The organism is Pseudomonas sp. GOM7, assembly GCF_026723825.1.
Lineage (GTDB): Bacteria > Pseudomonadota > Gammaproteobacteria > Pseudomonadales > Pseudomonadaceae > Aquipseudomonas.
Window position 1 is genome coordinate 2,459,461 of sequence record NZ_CP113519.1, and the last position, 18,048, is coordinate 2,477,508.

The 18,048-nt window shown below is 63.7% G+C and carries 17 protein-coding genes; 10 read left to right on the plus strand and 7 right to left on the minus strand.

The window, feature by feature from the left end:
• Window positions 1–44: 44 nt before the first annotated feature.
• The 7 genes from OU800_RS11220 to nudC all read left to right on the plus strand — a co-directional run bounded on the left by OU800_RS11220 (window position 45) and on the right by nudC (window position 8,121).
• The gene (locus OU800_RS11220) at window positions 45–803 is read left to right on the plus strand and encodes a class I SAM-dependent methyltransferase (RefSeq protein ID WP_268183805.1); all 759 of its coding nucleotides are present in this window, start codon (window positions 45–47) and stop codon (window positions 801–803) included.
• Window positions 804–845: 42 nt separating this feature from the next.
• Window positions 846–1,295, plus strand: coding sequence for a ribonuclease HI (gene rnhA / locus OU800_RS11225; protein WP_268183808.1), 450 nt, complete (start codon window positions 846–848; stop codon window positions 1,293–1,295).
• Between the two features lie 100 nt (window positions 1,296–1,395).
• Window positions 1,396–2,127, plus strand: coding sequence for a DNA polymerase III subunit epsilon (gene dnaQ, locus OU800_RS11230; RefSeq protein ID WP_268184287.1), 732 nt, complete (start codon window positions 1,396–1,398; stop codon window positions 2,125–2,127).
• 183 nt (window positions 2,128–2,310) lie between these two features.
• Window positions 2,311–4,554: an Orn/Lys/Arg decarboxylase N-terminal domain-containing protein gene (locus tag OU800_RS11235; protein WP_268183810.1), complete on the plus strand. Its 2,244-nt coding sequence runs from the start codon at window positions 2,311–2,313 to the stop codon at window positions 4,552–4,554.
• Between the two features lie 202 nt (window positions 4,555–4,756).
• Window positions 4,757–5,569, plus strand: a complete 813-nt coding sequence (locus OU800_RS11240) for a crotonase/enoyl-CoA hydratase family protein (protein WP_268183812.1) — start codon at window positions 4,757–4,759, stop codon at window positions 5,567–5,569.
• Between the two features lie 46 nt (window positions 5,570–5,615).
• Window positions 5,616–7,295, plus strand: a complete 1,680-nt coding sequence (locus OU800_RS11245) for a ferrous iron transporter B (RefSeq protein ID WP_268183813.1) — start codon at window positions 5,616–5,618, stop codon at window positions 7,293–7,295.
• Window position 7,296: 1 nt separating this feature from the next.
• On the plus strand, window positions 7,297–8,121 hold the full coding sequence (nudC, locus tag OU800_RS11250) for an NAD(+) diphosphatase (RefSeq protein ID WP_268183815.1): 825 nt from the start codon (window positions 7,297–7,299) through the stop codon (window positions 8,119–8,121).
• A gap of 30 nt (window positions 8,122–8,151) precedes the next feature.
• Here the strand turns inward: nudC and OU800_RS11255 are convergent, their stop codons facing one another.
• Window positions 8,152–8,931, minus strand: coding sequence for a TSUP family transporter (locus tag OU800_RS11255; protein ID WP_268183817.1), 780 nt, complete (start codon window positions 8,929–8,931; stop codon window positions 8,152–8,154).
• A 101-nt stretch (window positions 8,932–9,032) separates the two neighbouring features.
• On the opposite strand from OU800_RS11255, the gene OU800_RS11260 reads away from it, so the two are divergent.
• Window positions 9,033–9,680: a hypothetical protein gene (locus OU800_RS11260; protein WP_268183818.1), complete on the plus strand. Its 648-nt coding sequence runs from the start codon at window positions 9,033–9,035 to the stop codon at window positions 9,678–9,680.
• Between the two features lie 413 nt (window positions 9,681–10,093).
• Here OU800_RS11260 and OU800_RS11265 read toward each other — a convergent pair whose 3' ends face one another.
• From OU800_RS11265 to OU800_RS11280, 4 genes are all read right to left on the minus strand, one after another.
• Window positions 10,094–10,861: an SDR family oxidoreductase gene (locus OU800_RS11265; protein ID WP_268183819.1), complete on the minus strand. Its 768-nt coding sequence runs from the start codon at window positions 10,859–10,861 to the stop codon at window positions 10,094–10,096.
• A 16-nt stretch (window positions 10,862–10,877) separates the two neighbouring features.
• Entirely contained in the window at window positions 10,878–11,945 is a 1,068-nt protein-coding gene (locus tag OU800_RS11270) for a phosphotransferase family protein (protein WP_268183821.1), read from the minus strand.
• A gap of 457 nt (window positions 11,946–12,402) precedes the next feature.
• Window positions 12,403–12,714: an SCP2 sterol-binding domain-containing protein gene (locus OU800_RS11275; RefSeq protein ID WP_268183822.1), complete on the minus strand. Its 312-nt coding sequence runs from the start codon at window positions 12,712–12,714 to the stop codon at window positions 12,403–12,405.
• A 57-nt stretch (window positions 12,715–12,771) separates the two neighbouring features.
• Complete coding sequence (locus OU800_RS11280; RefSeq protein WP_268183823.1) at window positions 12,772–13,470, minus strand: histidine phosphatase family protein; 699 nt, start codon at window positions 13,468–13,470, stop codon at window positions 12,772–12,774.
• A 219-nt stretch (window positions 13,471–13,689) separates the two neighbouring features.
• Between OU800_RS11280 and sohB the strand changes: the two genes are divergently transcribed.
• Window positions 13,690–14,709 (plus strand): protease SohB, encoded by a 1,020-nt coding sequence (gene sohB / locus OU800_RS11285; protein ID WP_268183824.1) that lies wholly within the window; start codon window positions 13,690–13,692, stop codon window positions 14,707–14,709.
• 30 nt (window positions 14,710–14,739) lie between these two features.
• Window positions 14,740–15,729, plus strand: coding sequence for a YhdH/YhfP family quinone oxidoreductase (locus tag OU800_RS11290; protein ID WP_268183826.1), 990 nt, complete (start codon window positions 14,740–14,742; stop codon window positions 15,727–15,729).
• A 64-nt stretch (window positions 15,730–15,793) separates the two neighbouring features.
• Here the strand turns inward: OU800_RS11290 and OU800_RS11295 are convergent, their stop codons facing one another.
• Window positions 15,794–16,291, minus strand: a complete 498-nt coding sequence (locus OU800_RS11295; protein WP_268183829.1) for a DUF934 domain-containing protein — start codon at window positions 16,289–16,291, stop codon at window positions 15,794–15,796.
• Entirely contained in the window at window positions 16,275–17,933 is a 1,659-nt protein-coding gene (locus tag OU800_RS11300) for a nitrite/sulfite reductase (protein ID WP_268183831.1), read from the minus strand. The genes OU800_RS11295 and OU800_RS11300 overlap by 17 nt, the downstream gene beginning before the upstream one ends.
• Window positions 17,934–18,048: the final 115 nt, after the last annotated feature.

Genomic DNA, 18,048 nt, shown 5'->3' on the forward strand with positions numbered 1-18,048 from the left:
TCAGGGCGGTTCGTGCCGCCGGCAACCTTTAGGGAGGAGTCGTGATGAGCGATCAGGCATTCGCCCAGGCCGACCCCGAGTGGCTGAAACTCATCGGCGAGGCCCGTCAGTGGCTGGCCGGGCCGCTTGGCCAATTGCTGCTGGAAGAAGAGCGACGCTTGCTGGACGAAGAGCTGGCGCGTTTCTTCGGCGGTTATCTGGTGAGTTACGGCCCGGGCGCCGAAGGCCCGCCCCATGCCAGGCAGATTCAGCACAATGTGCGCCTGGGTGCGCCCATGCCGGGTGTGCAGATCGTCTGCGAGGAACAAGCCTGGCCGTTGGGAGAGCATGCCGCCGATGTGGTGGTACTGCAGCATGGCCTGGATTTCAGCCTGTCACCCCATGGCCTGCTGCGCGAGGCCGCGCGCAGCGTGCGGCCTGGCGGGCATCTGCTGATCCTTGGCATCCATCCCAGGAGCATTTGGGGCGCGCGCCGGCTGTTTGCCCGCGACGGCTTGCGCCAGGCACGTTGTATCGCCCCCAACCGGGTTGGCGACTGGCTGTCCTTGCTGGGCTTCGCGTTGGAGAAACGCCGCTTCGGATGCTATCGTCCGCCGCTTGCGTCGCTCGCCTGGCAAATGCGCCTGCGGCGACTGGAGCGTTGGGGGGAGGCCTGGCAACTGCCGGGGGCGGGTTTCTACCTGCTGGTGGCGCGCAAGCTGGTGGTGGGATTACGCCCCTTGCCACAGGTGCGCCGCGAGCCCATGGGCAAGCTGCTGCCGCTGCCGGTGGCCAAGCTCAGTCGGCGCGACGTCGAGCACTGACAGGGTGCCCCCCAGCCGAGCAATTTCCAACAGAGCCTGTGAATGTCTGAAACCGATGAAGTGGTGATCTACACCGATGGTGCCTGCAAGGGCAATCCCGGCCCAGGCGGCTGGGGCGCGTTGCTGGTCTACAAGGGGGCGGAGAAGGAGTTGTGGGGCGGTGACCCCAGTACCACCAACAACCGCATGGAACTGATGGGGGCCATCGCCGGGCTGGTCGCCCTGACCCGCCCCTGCAAGGTCAAGCTGGTCACCGATTCGCAATATGTGATGAAAGGTATTCAGGAGTGGTTGCCGAACTGGAAGAAGCGCGGTTGGAAGACGGCCGCGAAAGAGCCAGTGAAGAATGCCGACCTCTGGCGCAAGCTCGATGAAGAGGTCAACCGTCATCAGGTGAGCTGGCAGTGGGTACGTGGCCATACCGGTCATCCTGGTAACGAGCGGGCCGATCAGTTGGCCAACCGTGGCGTCGATGAGGTTCGTGGGCAGTGAGTCATTAGGGGCGCTTGTGCGGCTGCGGTAACATGCCGCCGTCGGCAGCGGCCCCCGAGTTTCAAGAGAGAGTGTGAGCGTGAGTACAGAAAACGGCGTCATCAGACGGGTCGTGCTGGATACCGAAACCACCGGTATGCCGGTGACCGACGGCCACCGCATCATCGAGATCGGCTGTGTGGAGGTGCTGGGCAGGCGTCTGACCGGCCGGCATTTTCATGTCTACCTGAACCCGGATCGCGAGATCGACGAGGGCGCGATCGCGGTTCACGGCATCACCAACGAGTACGTTGCCGACAAGCCGCGTTTCAAGGATGTGGCCGATGAGTTCTACGAATTCATCAAGGGCGCGCAGTTGATCATTCACAACGCGGCGTTCGACGTTGGCTTCATCAACAACGAATTCGCCCTGCTGGGGCAGAGCGAGCGCGCCGACGTCAGCGACTACTGCAGCGTGCTCGACACCCTGATGCTGGCGCGCGAGCGCCATCCGGGCCAGCGCAACAGCCTCGATGCGCTGTGCAAGCGCTATGGCGTCGACAACTCCAACCGCGAACTGCACGGCGCCTTGCTCGACTCGGAGATCCTCGCCGACGTCTACCTGGCGATGACTGGTGGGCAAACCCATCTGTCGCTGGCCGGTGAAGAGGGCGATGGCGACGGCAGCGGGCGTCAGCAGGCCACACCGATCCGCCGCCTCGACCCGAGCCGCGCCCGTACACGAGTGATCCGCGCCAGCGCCGAGGAACTGGCCGCACACGCCGCCCGCCTGGCCGCCATCGAAAAATCCGCCGGCGGTCCGGCGCTGTGGGCGCAGTTGGAGGAGTCCTGAGCTGCAAGCCTCAAGCGACAAGCTGCAAGAGGGCGTTTGCTCTTACTTGAAGCTTGCCGCTTGTAGCTGCTTCATTGCGACCTTTTCTTACAGCCTGATGCCCAGGGGGGTTCCGCCCGTTCGGGGGAGCCTCTAACCTGAGTCGATAGGCAGGCCCGGCCTGCCACCGCTCAGGATGTCAGCATGTACAAAGACCTCAAGTTCCCCATTCTCATCGTCCATCGCGACATCAAGGCCGATACCGTGGCCGGTGATCGGGTGCGCGCCATCGCTCACGAGCTGGAGCTCGACGGTTTCAGCATCCTGCCCACGGCCAGCTCCACCGAGGGGCGTATCGTCGCCTCGACCCACCATGGGCTGGCCTGCATCCTGGTCGCTGGCGAAGGCGCTGGGGAGAACAGTCGGCTGCTGCAGGACATGGTCGAGCTGATTCGCGTGGCGCGGGTGCGCGCGCCGCAGTTGCCGATCTTCGCCCTCGGCGAGCAGGTGACCATCGAGAATGCGCCGGCCGAAGCCATGGCCGATCTGAACAGCCTGCGCGGCATTCTCTATCTCTACGAAGACACCGTGTCCTTTCTCGCCCGGCAGGTGGCGCGCGCTGCGCACAATTACCTCGAAGGCCTGCTGCCACCATTCTTCAAGGCCCTGGTGCAGCATACCGCGCAGTCCAACTACTCCTGGCACACGCCGGGGCACGGCGGTGGCGTGGCCTACCGCAAGAGCCCGGTGGGCCAGGCCTTCCACCAGTTCTTCGGCGAGAACACCCTGCGCTCGGATCTTTCCGTGTCGGTGCCAGAGCTGGGCTCGCTGCTCGATCACACCGGCCCGCTGGCCGAAGCCGAGGCCCGCGCGGCGCGCAACTTCGGCGCCGATCACACCTTCTTCGTGATCAACGGCACCTCCACGGCGAACAAGATCGTCTGGCATTCGATGGTCGGCCGTGACGACCTGGTGCTGGTGGATCGCAACTGCCACAAGTCGATCCTGCACTCGATCATCATGACCGGCGCCATCCCGTTGTACCTGACGCCGGAGCGCAACGAGCTGGGCATCATCGGGCCGATCCCGCTCTGCGAATTCAGCAAGGAATCGATCCAGGCCAAGATCGATGCCAGCCCGCTGGCACGGGGGCGTGCGCCCAAGGTCAAGCTGGCGGTGGTGACCAACTCCACCTATGACGGCCTGTGCTACAACGCCGAACTGATCAAGCGCACCCTGGGCGACAGCGTCGAGGTGCTGCATTTCGACGAGGCCTGGTACGCCTACGCGGCCTTCCACGAGTTCTATGCCGGGCGTTACGGCATGGGCACCGAAGGCGGCGAGCAGACGCCGCTGGTGTTCAGCACCCATTCGACCCACAAGCTGCTGGCCGCCTTCAGCCAGGCCTCGATGATCCACGTGCAGGACGGCGGGCAGCGGCAACTGGATCGCGACCGCTTCAACGAAGCCTTCATGATGCACATTTCCACCTCGCCGCAGTACGGCATCATCGCCTCGCTGGACGTGGCCTCGGCGATGATGGAAGGCCCGGCGGGGCGCTCGCTGATCCAGGAAACCTTCGACGAGGCGCTGAGTTTCCGCCGCGCCCTGGCCAACGTGCGGCGCAACCTGGCGGCGGACGACTGGTGGTTCAGCATCTGGCAGCCGACCCTGGGCGAGGGTAGCGAAGGGGTGGCCACCGCCGATTGGCTGCTCGAGCCCGACGCCGACTGGCACGGTTTCGGCGAGGTGGCCGAGGACTACGTCCTGCTCGACCCGATCAAGGTAACCCTGGTGATGCCGGGGCTCAATGCCGCTGGCCGCCTGGAGCAGCAGGGTATCCCGGCGGCTGTGGTCAGCAAGTTTCTCTGGGAGCGCGGGCTGGTGGTGGAAAAGACCGGCCTGTACTCCTTCCTCGTGCTGTTCTCCATGGGCATCACCAAGGGCAAGTGGAGCACCTTGCTGACCGAGCTGCTGGAATTCAAGCGCAGCTACGACGCCAACTTGCCCCTGGCGCAGGTGCTGCCTTCCATCGCTCAGGCCGGTGCAAGCCGCTATCAGGGCATGGGCCTGCGCGATCTGTGCGATGCGTTGCACGGCTGTTATCGCGATAACGCCACCGCCAGGGCGCTGAAGACCATGTACACGGCCTTGCCCGAGGTGGCGATCAAGCCGGCCGATGCCTATGACCGTCTGGTACGCGGCGAGGTGGAGGCGGTGCCGGTGGAGCGCCTCGAAGGGCGCATCGCAGCAGTGATGCTGGTGCCCTATCCGCCGGGCATTCCGCTGATCATGCCGGGCGAGCGTTTCACTGCGGCGACGCGCTCGATTCTCGACTACCTGAGCTTTGCACGGACTTTCGACCAGGCCTTCCCGGGCTTCGATATCGATGTCCACGGCCTGCAAGTGGAGGACGACCGCTATTGCGTGGATTGCCTGGTCGAGTAAGGCGAGGCGTTGTCGCGCCGAGCAAGAATCCAGCCAGATCAACCTCTTAATCGCCATAGTCAAAGTGGTTTTTAAACCCTTGGACGAGGCGTGCATCACAGTGTCGGCATCGACTTTTGCAGCGTGCTTGTTATAGTTGCGCGGCTATTAGTTCGCAAAAATAATGACTGCGCTGCCAAGTCAGCGGCTGAGGATGACCGTCATGCCCGAGTATCAAGCCTTCCGCGTCGAACTCGTGGACAAGATCGCCCATGTGCAGATCAATCGCCCGGAAAAGGTCAATGCGATGAACGCCGATTTCTGGCGGGAAATCATCGAGATCTTCCGCTGGGTCGACGACACCGACGCCGTGCGTGTGGTGGTGCTTTCCGGCGCTGGCAAGCATTTCTCCTCGGGCATCGATCTGATGCTGCTGGCCTCGGTCGCCGCCCAGCTCGGTAAGGACGTCGGGCGCAACGCCGACGCGCTGCGGCGCAAGATTCTCGAACTGCAAGCCTCGTTCAATGCCGTCGACCAGTGCCGCAAGCCGGTGCTGGCGGCTATCCAGGGCTATTGCCTGGGTGGCGCCATCGACCTGATCAGCGCCTGCGACATGCGCTACGCCACCGTCGATGCACAGTTTTCCATCAAGGAAATCGACATGGGCATGGCCGCCGATGTCGGCACCCTGCAGCGTCTGCCACGGATCATTGGCGACGGCATGATGCGCGAGCTGGCCTATACCGGGCGCAGCATCGATGGCCAGGAGGCGGCTCGTATCGGCCTGGTCAACCGTACCTATGACAACCAGGAGGCGCTGCTGGCGGGTGTCATGCAGCTTGCCGGCGAGATCGCCGGCAAGTCGCCGATCGCCCTGCGCGGCACCAAGCAGATGATTCGCTACATGCGCGACCACCGGGTCGATGACGGGCTCGACTACATCGCTACCTGGAATGCGGCCATGCTGCAATCCGAGGATCTGCGTCTGGCCATTGCCGCGCACATGAGCAAGCAGAAGCCGGAGTTCGCAGACTGATGCCATGTAGACCCTTGTGCGGCGCAACTTGCGAGGTGCCCAGCGTATGGTGAGCGGAGCGACATCCCTGAACCTGGTGCGTGATGAACTGTTCAACACCATGGAAGAGGCCGAGCGCAGTCTCGAGCAGTTCATCGTCGAGCGGCATAACGGCAGCCTGTTGCAACAGGCGGTGGAAAGCCTGCAACAGGTACGCGGCACGCTCAACCTGATCGAGCTGGCCGGTGCCGAGCTGCTGGCGCAGGAAGTGCTCGACCAGGCCACCGACATTCCGGCTGGTGCCGGTGAAGAGCGCGACGTACAACTGGCGGCGCTGAGCAACGCCCTGCATGTGCTACGTCGCTACCTCGAGAGCCTCGACGTGCACCGCCAGGAAATGCCCGAACTGCTGTTGCCGGCGATCAACGACCTGCGTCAGGCCGGTAGCCAGCCGCCGTTGCCGGAAAGTTTCTTCTTCAGCCTGCGTCTCGACCAGGCGCGCCCGCAATCCTCGGCGCCGGCGGTCGATGAGGCCACCCGTCAGGTGCAGGCCAGGCGCCTGCGACACATGTATCAGTTGGGATTGCTGGGCTTCGTCCGTGAACAGAACACCCAGGCCAGCCTCAAGCTGATGGTGCGCGCCATGGCGCGGCTGGACAGCCTGTTCGCCAGCGAGGCGCGTGGGCGCATGTGCTGGATCGGCGCTGCGGCCATCGAGTCGCAGGCCGATGGCCAGTTGCTGCCGCGCAAATCGCGCAAGCAACTGTTCCTGCGCCTGGATCGCGAACTGAAACTGATGCTCGGCAACCCGCATTACGAAGCGCCGCGCAGCCTGCTCAAGGAGCTGCTGTATCTGGTAGCCCTGGCTGACAGCCATGGGCCGCTGGCCAGCGCCATGCGCGAGGTGTTCGGGCTCACGCCACTGCCATTCACCGACCACCTGCTGGAAGAGGAATACCAGCGTCTGGCTGGGCCGGGGCAGGCGGTGATGCGCTCCTTGTCCACGGCCATTCGTGAGGAGCTGACCAGCGTCAAGGACATGCTCGATCTGCTCGAGCGCGGCACCTTGCAGGAGGATACCCTGGGTACCCTGCATGCGCTGCTGGGCAAGCTGGCGAAGACCTTGAGCATGGTGGGCCTGAGCTCTGCCGGCAATGCCTTGAGCGTCCAGCTCCCACAGGTGGCCGCGTGGAACGACAGCGAGCCGCCGGCGCTGGAGCAATTGCACAAGCTGGCCGATGCCGTGCTCTATGTCGAAGGCATGGTGGCCAGTCTGGAAAGCGGTTCGCGGCGCGACGCGCAGCCGGTGCCGAGTGCGGCGCTGAGCGATGCCGAATCCTTCGCCCTGCACCAGCTCAACGAGGCGCGCATCGTCGTGGTCGGCGAGGCGCAGGCCGGTCTGGCTCTGGCCAAGCGCGCAATCACCGCCTACCTCGAATCCGCTGGTGACAAGATGCACCTGGCCAACGTGCCGTTCAGCCTGCAGGCAGTGCGCGGTGGTCTCTGGTTCCTCGAGCAGCGGCGCGCCGCCGCGCTGGTTGGCGCCTGCGCCGAGTACATCCAGACACGCATGCTCGACGCTGCGCAGATGCCGTCGGAGCAGATGCTGGAAACCCTCGCCGATGCCTTGAGCAGCCTGGAGTACTACCTCGAGGCGGGCGCCGTGCTGCGCCCCGAGACCCAGCCGAGTGTGCTCGACCTGGCCGAGGACAGCATCAGAGCGCTCGGCATGCCGGTGGCGGCCTGACATGGCCTGGCGGCACCGCTATATCGATCCGACCCAGCCAGGCGGCTGGGCCTTGCTGTACGACCGTCAGCACTTTCTCGCCGATAGCAACGGCGTGCTCTTTCCGCGTGACTGGATCAAGCGCCAGGAGCTGCCGATCCTCAGCGAACAAGGCATCGGGCATTTCGACGAGCAGCCGGTCTATCTGTTGCAACTCGACTCTGCCGCAGAGCTGCCGGGCTGTTCCTGGCAGAGCCTGCGTCAGTTCATGTTGCATGGTGAAGTCGAGACCTTCCGCATGCTGGCCTATGCCGCGCAGATCGGCACCTGGCAGCGTGAGCATCGTTTCTGTGGCAGTTGCGGTGCGGCCACGCGACAGGTGCCGGGCGAGTGGGCGATGCGCTGCGAGGCCTGCGAGTCGCAGCATTACCCGCGCCTGTCGCCGAGCATGATCGTGCTGGTGACCCGTGGCGATGAAATCCTGCTGGCGCGTTCGCCACGTTTCGTTACCGGCGTCTACAGCACCCTGGCCGGTTTCGTCGAGCCGGGTGAGTCGGTGGAGCACTGCGTGGCGCGCGAGGTGCACGAAGAAGTGGGCTTGCAGGTGCACAACCTGCAGTACATCGGCAGCCAGGGCTGGCCGTTCCCGCATTCGCTGATGCTGGGCTTTCATGCCGAGTACGCCGGTGGCGAGATCGTCATGCAGGAAGACGAGATCGAGGACGCGCGCTGGTTCCGGGTGGATGACCTGCCGCCGTTGCCCGCCTCGCGCTCCATCGCCCGCCATCTGATCGATCTGTACGTGGCGCGCCGTCTGGGCCTGCCCGAGCCGCAACTGCTGCAATGAGCGTAGCCCGGATGCAATCCGGGATTCGTGTCAGCCGACCCAGTGCTGCCAGACCAGGCGTGCGGTCAGCGCCAGTACCACCAGAATGAATACCGGGCGGATGAACTTCGAGCCGCCCCTGATCGCCGTGCGCGCGCCGAGGAAGGCGCCGACCATCAGCGCCGCGCCCATGCTCAGGCCGAGCACCCAGGCCACCTGGCCAAAGGCGATGAATACCACCAATGCCGCCGCGTTGCTGACGAAGTTCATGGTACGCGCCACACCGCTGGCGCGCACCAGGTCGAGCGGGTACATGAGCAGGCTGCTGACCGTCCAGAACGCGCCAGTGCCGGGCCCGGCGACGCCATCGTAAAGCCCCAGGCTCAGCCCTTGCGGCCATTGCCGGCCACGGGCGATGGGCAGGTTCTGCTCGCTGGGCGCTTCCGGCGTGCGGCCGAACAACAGGTACAGGCCGCAGGCGAAAACCACTGCCGGCAGCATCTGGTTGAGCCATTCGGCCGGCAGCCAGTGTGCGATCACGGCACCGAGCAGGGCGCCGATCAGTGTCGCCAAGAGGGCATTGCGCCACTGGCTGGGGTCGAACAACTTGCGTCGGTAGAAGGTGAAGGCGGCCGTGCCCGAGCCGAAGGTGGCGCAGAGCTTGTTGGTGCCCAGCACCAGGTGGGGTGGCAGGCCGGCGGTGAGCAGCGCAGGGATGGTCAGTAGACCGCCGCCACCGGCGATGGCGTCGATGAAGCCGGCCGTGAAGGCCACCAGGGCAAGAATGGCGAGGGTACTGGGATCGATGGCAAGTTCGAGCGCGAAGGGCATGGAAAGTGTCGACTTGTGGGCGAATGCGCAGCCTGCTGGCTGTTCGCCGTGAAAAGAGCTGCGCATAATGCCCTGATTTTGCCAGAGAAGGAACGTGACCGATGCAATACAACGGCTTGGCCTGGGCAACTGCCTTGCTGGCAGTGCTGGCGCTGCTGGTGGCGCTGCGCATTCTGCTCAACAGCGGCTGGTTCCTGGGGTGGTTGCGCGGCACCTGCGGGCTGGCGTTCCTGGCACTGGCGACGCTGGTGGGGCTGGTGGCCTACGACCTGTACTCCTATTCGCCGTTGCCGGACGACAAACCTCTGGTGACCCTGAGTTTCAAGGCCGATGGCCCACAGCGCTACAGCGTCACCCTGTTGGAGGGGGGGCGAGAGCGCAAGGTGACGTTGGAAGGGGACATGTGGCAGCTCGATGGGCGACTGATCCGCTGGAAGGGCATCGCGGCGCTGATCGGCCTACAGCCGGGGTATCGTCTGGAGCGCCTGTCCGGGCGTTTTCTCGCCATCGAACAGCAGGCCCTGGCTCAGCATGGCCGCGTACAACTGGCGCAGAGCCCCTATGGCATCGATCTCTGGCGTTGGTTGCGGCTGAATCAGCGCGACCTGTTCCTGTTCGAGCCGCAGGCGCTGCGTGTGACCTATCTGCCGATCGCTGCCGACGCGACCTATAGCGTCAGGCTGACGCCGACCGGCTTGCTGGCCGAACCGATGAACCCGGCGGCCGAAGCGGCGTTGAAGAACTGGTAGCGGCCGCTTGCGGCCATCTGATGACCCTGGTTGCAGAGTAGGGTGCGCTGTGCGCACCGATAGCAACCGCTGAACCTGCGGTGCGCATGGCGCACCCTAGGGTCTGTTGACGTTTCGGCGCGAACCGCGTTGCTGCGCCAAATTGCGCCAGGCTAGGCGCGGGATGCAGGTAATGGTCGTTCCCTTGCCAAATCCCGCAACGACGCATGGCGCAATTTGCCGCGCAACCCGAAGGGGCGGGCCAGTTTTTGCGTGGTGCGTCGTTGCTCGACGGCTCATTTGGGCGACCAAACTTCGCGTCTCGCGCCTAGCTCCACGCAAAAACTGGCTCCGTCGCGGCCGCGAGCGAAACGTCAACAGACCCTAGAAAAAAGGCACCTGTAAGGTGCCTTTGTCGTGTATGGCGTCCGGCTTCAGGAAAGGAAACCACCGTCCACGTTCAGGGCGATGCCGGTGGTGTAGCTGGACGCTTCGCTGGCCAGATACAGCACCGCGCCGGCCATCTCGCTGGGGGCGGCCACGCGCTTGAGTGGGATGCGCTGCAGGGCCATCTTGAGAATGGCGTCGTTCTTGGTCAGCGCCGAGGCGAACTTGGTGTCGGTCAGGCCCGGCAGCAGGGCGTTGCAGCGAATACCGAAGGCCGCGCACTCCTTGGCGAAGACCTTGGTCATGCTGATCACCGCCGCCTTGGTCACCGAGTAGATGCCCTGGAATTCGCCCGGCGTGACGCCATTGATGGAGGCGACGTTGATGATCGAGCCGCCGCCGTTTTCCTTCATCAGCTTGCCGCCTTCGATGGACATGAAGTAGTAGCCGCGGATGTTCACGTCCACGGTCTTCTGGAAGGCGCCCAGGTCGGTGTCCAGCACGTTGCAGAACTGCGGGTTGGTGGCGGCGTTGTTGACCAGGATGTCGAGGCGCCCGAACTGCTCGCGGATCTGCGCGAAGACGCTGGTGATCTGCTCCATCTCGCCGATGTGACAAGCGATGGCGGTGGCCTTGCCGCCGTCAGCGATGATGGCGTCGGCCACGGCCTGGCAGCCCTCGATCTTGCGGCTGGAGACGATGACGTGAGCGCCTTGCTGGGCCAGCAGCTTGGCGATGGCCTCGCCGATGCCGCGGCTGGCGCCGGAAACGAAGGCGATCTTGCCGTCGAGATCGAACAGTTGGGTCTTGGACATTGTGTTTTTCCCAGGGTTAGAGCGTGGATTTGCCGATGACCTGCAGACACATGCGCTCCAGCAGTTTGTTCATCTGGACGAACTGGGCGAAGCGTTTGTCCTGAGTCTGGCCGTGGAAGAAGCGGTAGTAAATCTGCTGGACGATGCCGGCCAGGCGGAACAGGCCGTAGGTGTAGTAGAAGTCGAAGTTGTTGATCTCGATGCCGGCCTTTTCCGCGTAGTAGTCGACGAACTGCTGGCGGCTGAGCATGCCGGGGGCATTGCTCGGCTGGCGGCGCATCAGTTGCACTGGCACCGGGTCTTCGGCTTCGATCCAATAGGCCAGGGTATTGCCCAGATCCATCAGCGGATCGCCGATGGTGGTCATCTCCCAGTCGAGTACGCCGATGATCTGCATCGGGTTGTCCGGGTCGAGAATCACGTTGTCGAAGCGGTAGTCGTTGTGCACGATGCCCGGCTTGTGGTGATCAGCCGGCATCTTCTCGCGCAGCCAGGCCATGATCGGCTCCCAGGTCGGTGCGTCGGGGGTCAGGGCCTTCTGGTAGCGGTCACTCCAGCCGCTGATCTGCCGTTCCACATAGCCCTCGGGCTTGCCCAGATCGCCCAGGCCGCAGGCGGCGTAATCGACGTTGTGCAGCTCCACCAGTTTGTCGATGAAGCTCTTGCACAGTGCCTCGGTCTGCTCCGGGGTGAAGTTCAGCTCGGCGGGCATGTCGGCGCGCAGGATGATGCCCTTGAGGCGCTCCATGACATAGAACTCGGCGCCAATCACCGACTCGTCGGTGCAGTGCACATAGGCCTTGGGGCAGTAGGGGAAGCCGGCGTTGAGCTGGTTGAGAATGCGGTATTCGCGGCCCATGTCATGGGCGGACTTGGCCTTGTGGCCGAACGGCGGGCGGCGCAGCACGAATTCCTGTTGCGGGTACTCGATCAGGTAGGTGAGGTTGGAGGCACCACCGGGAAACTGGCTGATCCTGGCCTCGCCACTCAGGCCGGGAATTTGTGTCTTGAGGTAGGCGTCGATGGCAGCGCTGTCGAGTTCTTCGCCGCTGCGGATATCGGTGGATTGATCGGTGAGCGCCATGTCTATCCCTTCTATTGATGATGGGTGCCCCAGATAATTTCCTAATCTAATGCTGCACCCAGGTCGTCACAAGCGATACGCCCCTTCATAGGCGGGCGTGTTGCCTCGCAATCAAACTGCCTGATCAGTCATTTTAGGCTGTGTACGGCATCGGTGATGCTGCGTTGCCCCCTCTGGTACGCCAGCCTGAGCTAGGCGCCCCCGTCAGAATGCTCATGTACAGCACGTAAACCCGAATGCGAGCCCAGTGCGTTCTTCGCGGGGCCGCCATCGGTATTGTCTGACCTTCGCTCGATGACTTTTCGTACAGAGCCTCGGGATGGCAGGCAATAAAAAATTTCAGGAGAAATTTTTAACGTCGCGCAGCGACGGCGACGGCCCGAAGGGGTGCCGCCAGGCAATAAAAAACCGGAGTGCCAGGACTCCGGTTTTCATGGGGTGCGAGCAGCCCGCCGAATCAGACCGGGAACAGTTCGCCCAGCTTCATCGCCAGCATCATGTCGCCTTCGGCGCGCAGCTTGCCGGCCATGAAGGCCTGCATGCCGTCGGTTTCACCTGTGGTGATGCCCTTGAGGGTTTCGCTGTCCATGATCAGGGTGACATTGGCGTTCGGGTTGTCGCCTTGCTCGATGGCGCAGGTGCCATCCTTGACGATCAGCGCGTAGTTGTCGCCGTCTTCGATATTGAACTGGAACACCAGATCCAGGCCGGCAGCGGCGCTGGCGTTGAACTTCGATTGCATGTTTTGGACGATGTCGGCAACGCTCATGGTCTTATCCTTCTTTATCATGGGTTTCGCGCGGCGCTAAGGCCGTATGGGCCGGGCTCATCGATAGGTGATGAGTTCCGGTGCCTTCAGCAGCTGTAAATGCAGATGGCTGTTGAAGGAAGCCAGTGTCACCTCGCGGCCGCGAAACTTCAGCAGGCTGAGCGAGGTGTTGACGATTTGCCAGTTGAGCTCGAATGCCTTGCGCGCTGGCACCTCGGTGATCAGGCGCAGCAGGGCGGTGATGGTGCCACCGGAAGTGAACACGGCGATGTTCTGCCTGCTGTCTGCGCGTTCGAGTATGCGCTGCAGGCCGCCTTCGACCTGCGCCACGAAGGCCTGCCAGCTCTGTAGATCGGGGCGGTCATGTTCGCCCGAGATCCAGCGTTCGATCAGCTTGGCGAACAGGCGCTGGAATTCGGCACGGTTGTTGGCGCCGTTGCGCAGGATGTCGAGGGCTTCTGGCTGTTCGTCGAGAATGCCGGGCACCAGGCTACGGATCACCGCGTCGGTGTCGAACTCGTTGAAGGCATCGTCGATTTCCAGAACGGGAGCATGCTCGATGTGCTGCAGGGCGGCTTGCGCGGTGTGCTGCTGACGCCGCAGGCTGCCGCTGATGCAACGATCGAGACGAACGCCGAGCTTGGCCAGGTGTTGCCCGAGCACTTCGGCCTGGCGCACGCCGGTGGGTGACAGCACGTCGTAGTCATCGGCACCGAATGAAGCCTGGCCATGTCGAATCAGGTAGATGCTGCCCACGTCCGTCTTCGTCCCGGCGTGTTGAAAGTTTCGCGAGGTTATGGGCAAGCCGGGTAGCCTGTCAACGAATAAACATACGCTTGTTTGAATTCGTGGAAAACTTTAGTCGGGCGTGCAAGCCCATGGTCGATGCGCTGTCGCGTCGGTATGCTTGAACGCTCGAAGGCGTCGCATCGCTTGCCGGTCAGCCGCGCCAGAATCGTTTGCAAAGGGGGATCTGTGGAGTTTCTAAGCGAATATGCCGGCTTTCTGGCGAAAACCCTGACCGTCGTGGTAGCCATCGTCGTGGTGCTGGTGTTCATCGCCGCCCTGCGCGGCAAGGGGCGGCGCGGCAGCGGTCACTTGCAGGTGGACAAGCTCAACGATTTCTACAAGGACCTGCGCGAGCATCTGCAGCAGACGGTATTGCGCAAGGACGAGCTGAAGGCGCTGCGCAAGGCCGAGGCCAAGGCGGCCAAGCAGGAGAAGAAGGCACCCAGCAGCAAGCCGCGGGTGTTCGTGCTGGACTTCGATGGCGACATCAAGGCCTCGGCCACCGACAATCTGCGTCATGAGGTCACCGCGCTGCTGTCGATGGCCAAGGCCGAGGACGAAGTGGTGCTGCGCCTGGAAAGCGGTGGTGGCATGGTGCACGGCTACGGTCTGGCCTCCTCGCAACTGGCGCGCATTCGCGAAGCCGGCATTCCTCTAACGGTCTGTGTCGACAAGGTGGCCGCCAGCGGCGGCTACATGATGGCCTGCATCGGCCAGAAGATTCTCGCCGCGCCCTTTGCCATCCTAGGCTCCATCGGCGTGGTGGCACAGTTGCCCAACGTGCATAGACTGTTGAAGAAGCACGATATCGATTTCGAGGTGCTGACGGCCGGTGAGTTCAAGCGCACCCTGACGGTTTTCGGCGAGAACACCGACAAGGGCCGCGAGAAGTTCCAGGAGGATCTGGAGACCACCCACGAGCTGTTCAAGGGCTTCGTCGCCCGCTATCGCCCGCAACTCGATATCGATGCCGTGGCCACCGGCGAGGTCTGGTTGGGCATGGCGGCACAGGAACGCCTGCTGGTGGACGAGCTCAAGACCAGTGACCAGTATCTGGCCGAGCGTGCCGCGCAGGCCGAGCTGTTCCATCTGCATTTCGCCCAGAAGAAGAGCCTGCAGGAGCGTGTCGGGCTGGCTGCCAGCGTGGCCCTCGATCGCTTCGTGCTGACCTGGCTGAGCCGCCTGCAGCAGCAGCGCTTCTGGTAGGCTGAACGAAGACAATGACAGGAGACCGAGATGAGTGAATTCAAGGCATTGCTGGTCAGTGAAGCGGCTGACGGCGGTTTTCAGCGGCAGGTGGTGCAGCGCCGCCTGAGTGACCTGGCGGATGGCGAGCTGCTGATTCGCGTGCGTTATTCCTCGCTCAACTACAAGGATGCCCTGTCGGCCAGCGGCAATCGCGGCGTCACCAAGCAGTACCCGCACACGCCGGGCATCGATGCCGCTGGCGTGGTCGAGGCGTCCAGCGTTGGCGAATTCGCCGTCGGCGACGAGGTGATCGTCACCGGCTACGACCTGGGCATGAATACGGCCGGTGGCTTCGGTCAGTACATCCGCGTGCCGGCGGCCTGGGCGATCAAACGCCCGCAGGGTTTGTCGCTGCGTGAAGCCATGCTGCTGGGCACTGCCGGCCTCACGGCGGCGCTGTGCGTGGACAAGCTGGAGTGCGCCGGTGTCGCACCGCAAGACGGCGTGGTGCTGGTCACCGGCGCTACTGGCGGTGTGGGCAGCGTGGCGGTGATGTTGCTGAAGAAGCTCGGCTACCGTGTTGCAGCGGCCACCGGCAAGGCGGATCAGGCCGAGTTCCTGCGCAGCTTGGGCGCCGACGAGATCGTCAGCCGTGAGGAGCTGCAACAGGGCGTCGAGCGGCCTCTGCTCAAGGAGCGCTGGGCAGCGGCGGTGGACACGGTCGGCGGCGATATTCTGTTCAATGTGGTCAAGTCGTTGCGCCGTGGCGGCAGTGTCGCTTGCTGCGGACTGACCGCAGGTGTCGGCTTCCAGGCATCGGTGATGCCCTTCATCCTGCGTGGCGTCAACCTGCTGGGGGTGGATTCGGTGGAGCTGCCGTTGGTGGTCAAGGCCTCGATGTGGGACAAGCTGTCGCTGCAATGGAAGCTGGATCTGGCCCCCCTGGCTCGGGAGATCACGCTGCAGGAGCTGCCGGCTGCCATCGAGCAGATCCTGGCCGGCGGCATGGTTGGCCGGGTGCTGGTACGGTTGGACTGACCAGTCGCCTGTCTGAAACGCAGAGGCCCCGCATGTGCGGGGCCTCTGCGTTTCTGCTGGCGGTTCAGGCGCGGCGGCGGAACAGCGGCAGCGGCTGGTCGGCCGAGGCCTGGTAGACCTCCTCGTACTCCTCGAAGGCCTTGAGGGCATCGACGGGATCCTTGTCCGCGCGCAGGGCGAAGGCATCGAAGCCGACACGGCGCAGGGCGAACAACTGATCACGCAGCACGTCACCGATGGCACGCACTTCGCCGGTGTAGCCATAGCGGGTGCGCAGCAGGTAGGCGGTGGAGGAGTGACGGCCGTCGGTGAAGCTCGGGAACTCCAGGGCGATGACCTGGAAGTGTGCCAGGTCATCGGCGATTTCCTCGATTTCGTCGCCGGCCTCCAGCCAGACGCCCAGACCGCCATCGCGAGCCTTGAGGGCGTGAGCGTGTTCGACCCACAGCGCCAACGGCACGATGATGTCATCGCAGTTGGGGATGGCGTCCAGGGTCACGTCCTTGGCCAGCAGGTGCCAGGTTTCGTCGATCACCTGACCGTTCTTAATGATTCGCTGCATAGACGCGCTCCTTGAACGGATCGATACCGATGCGGCGGTAGGTATCGAGGAAGCTTTCTTCTTCGGTGCGTTGCTCGACATAGACCTTGATGATCTTGTCGACCACGTCCGGCATGTCGTCCTGGGCGAAGGACGGGCCGAGAATCTGCGCCAGGCTGGCTTCGCGACCGGCGCTGCCGCCGAGGGAGACCTGATAGAACTCCTGGCCTTTCTTGTCCACGCCGAGGATGCCGATATGGCCGACGTGGTGGTGGCCGCAGGCGTTCATGCAGCCGGAGATGTTCAGGTCGATGTCGCCGATGTCGAACAGATAGTCGAGATCGTCGAAGCGGCGCTGGATGGCTTCGGCCACTGGGATCGACTTGGCGTTGGCCAGCGAGCAGAAGTCGCCGCCCGGGCAGCAGATGATGTCGGTCAGCAGGCCCACGTTCGGCGTGGCGAAACCTTGCTCGCGCAGCTCGCCCCAGAGGGTCAGGAGCTGACGCTGCTCGACGTCGGCAAGGATGATGTTCTGGTTGTGGCTGTTGCGCACTTCACCGAAGGAGTAACGGTCGGCCAGCTCGGCGATGGCATCCAGTTGCTTGTCGGTGACGTCGCCAGGCGCCACGCCGGTGGGCTTGAGCGACAGGGTGACGGCGACGTAGCCAGGCTTCTTGTGAGCGAAGGTATTGCGCTGGCGCCAGCGGGCGAAGCCCGGGTGTTCGGCGTCCTGCTGGGCGAGTAGGGCGTCCTCATCCTGCAGAGACAGATAGCTCGGGTCGACGAAATGGGCCGCGACGCGGGCGACTTCGGCCTCGGTCAGGGTGGTCGGGCCGTCCTTGAGGTGCGCCCACTCGGCGTTCACGCGCTCGGCGAACACCTCGGGGGTCAGTGCCTTGACCAGGATCTTGATGCGCGCCTTGTACTTGTTGTCGCGACGGCCATAGCGGTTGTACACGCGCAGGATGGCGTCGAGATAACTGATTAGGTGCTGCCAGGGCAGGAATTCGTTGATGAAGCTGCCGACGATCGGAGTACGGCCCAGGCCGCCGCCGACGGAAACGCGGAAGCCCAGCTCGCCGGCGGCGTTCTTCACCGCTTCCAGGCCGATATCGTGTACCTCGATGGCGGCGCGGTCGCTGACGGCGCCGTTGACGGCGATCTTGAACTTGCGTGGCAGGTGCGAGAACTCGGGATGGAAGGTCGACCACTGACGGATGATCTCGCACCAGGGGCGCGGGTCGACAATCTCGTCCTTGGCCACACCGGCGAACTGGTCGGTGGTGGTGTTGCGGATGCAGTTGCCGCTGGTCTGGATGGCGTGCATCTGCACGGTGGCCAGCTCGGCGAGAATCTCCGGCACGTCTTCCAGCTCCGGCCAGTTGAACTGCACGTTCTGCCGGGTACTGATGTGCGCGTAGCCCTTGTCGTAGTCGCGGGCGATCTTGGCCAGCATGCGCACCTGCGTCGAGGAGAGCAGGCCATAGGGCACGGCGATGCGCAGCATGGGCGCATAACGCTGGATATAGAGGCCATTTTGCAGGCGCAGCGGACGGAATTCCTCGCCGCTCAGCTCTCCGGCGAGGTAGCGGCGGGTTTGATCGCGAAACTGCTTGACGCGATCCTCGACGATCCGTTGATCGTACTGGTCATATACGTACATGAAGGGTCCTGTTTTCAGGCTGCTTACTGCCAATCAGCGCGCACGGCCGCGCACTCCCCGAGGAGCCGGGGCACGATACCAGCTCAGGTTTATGCGTAAAAGTGATGTTTGAATA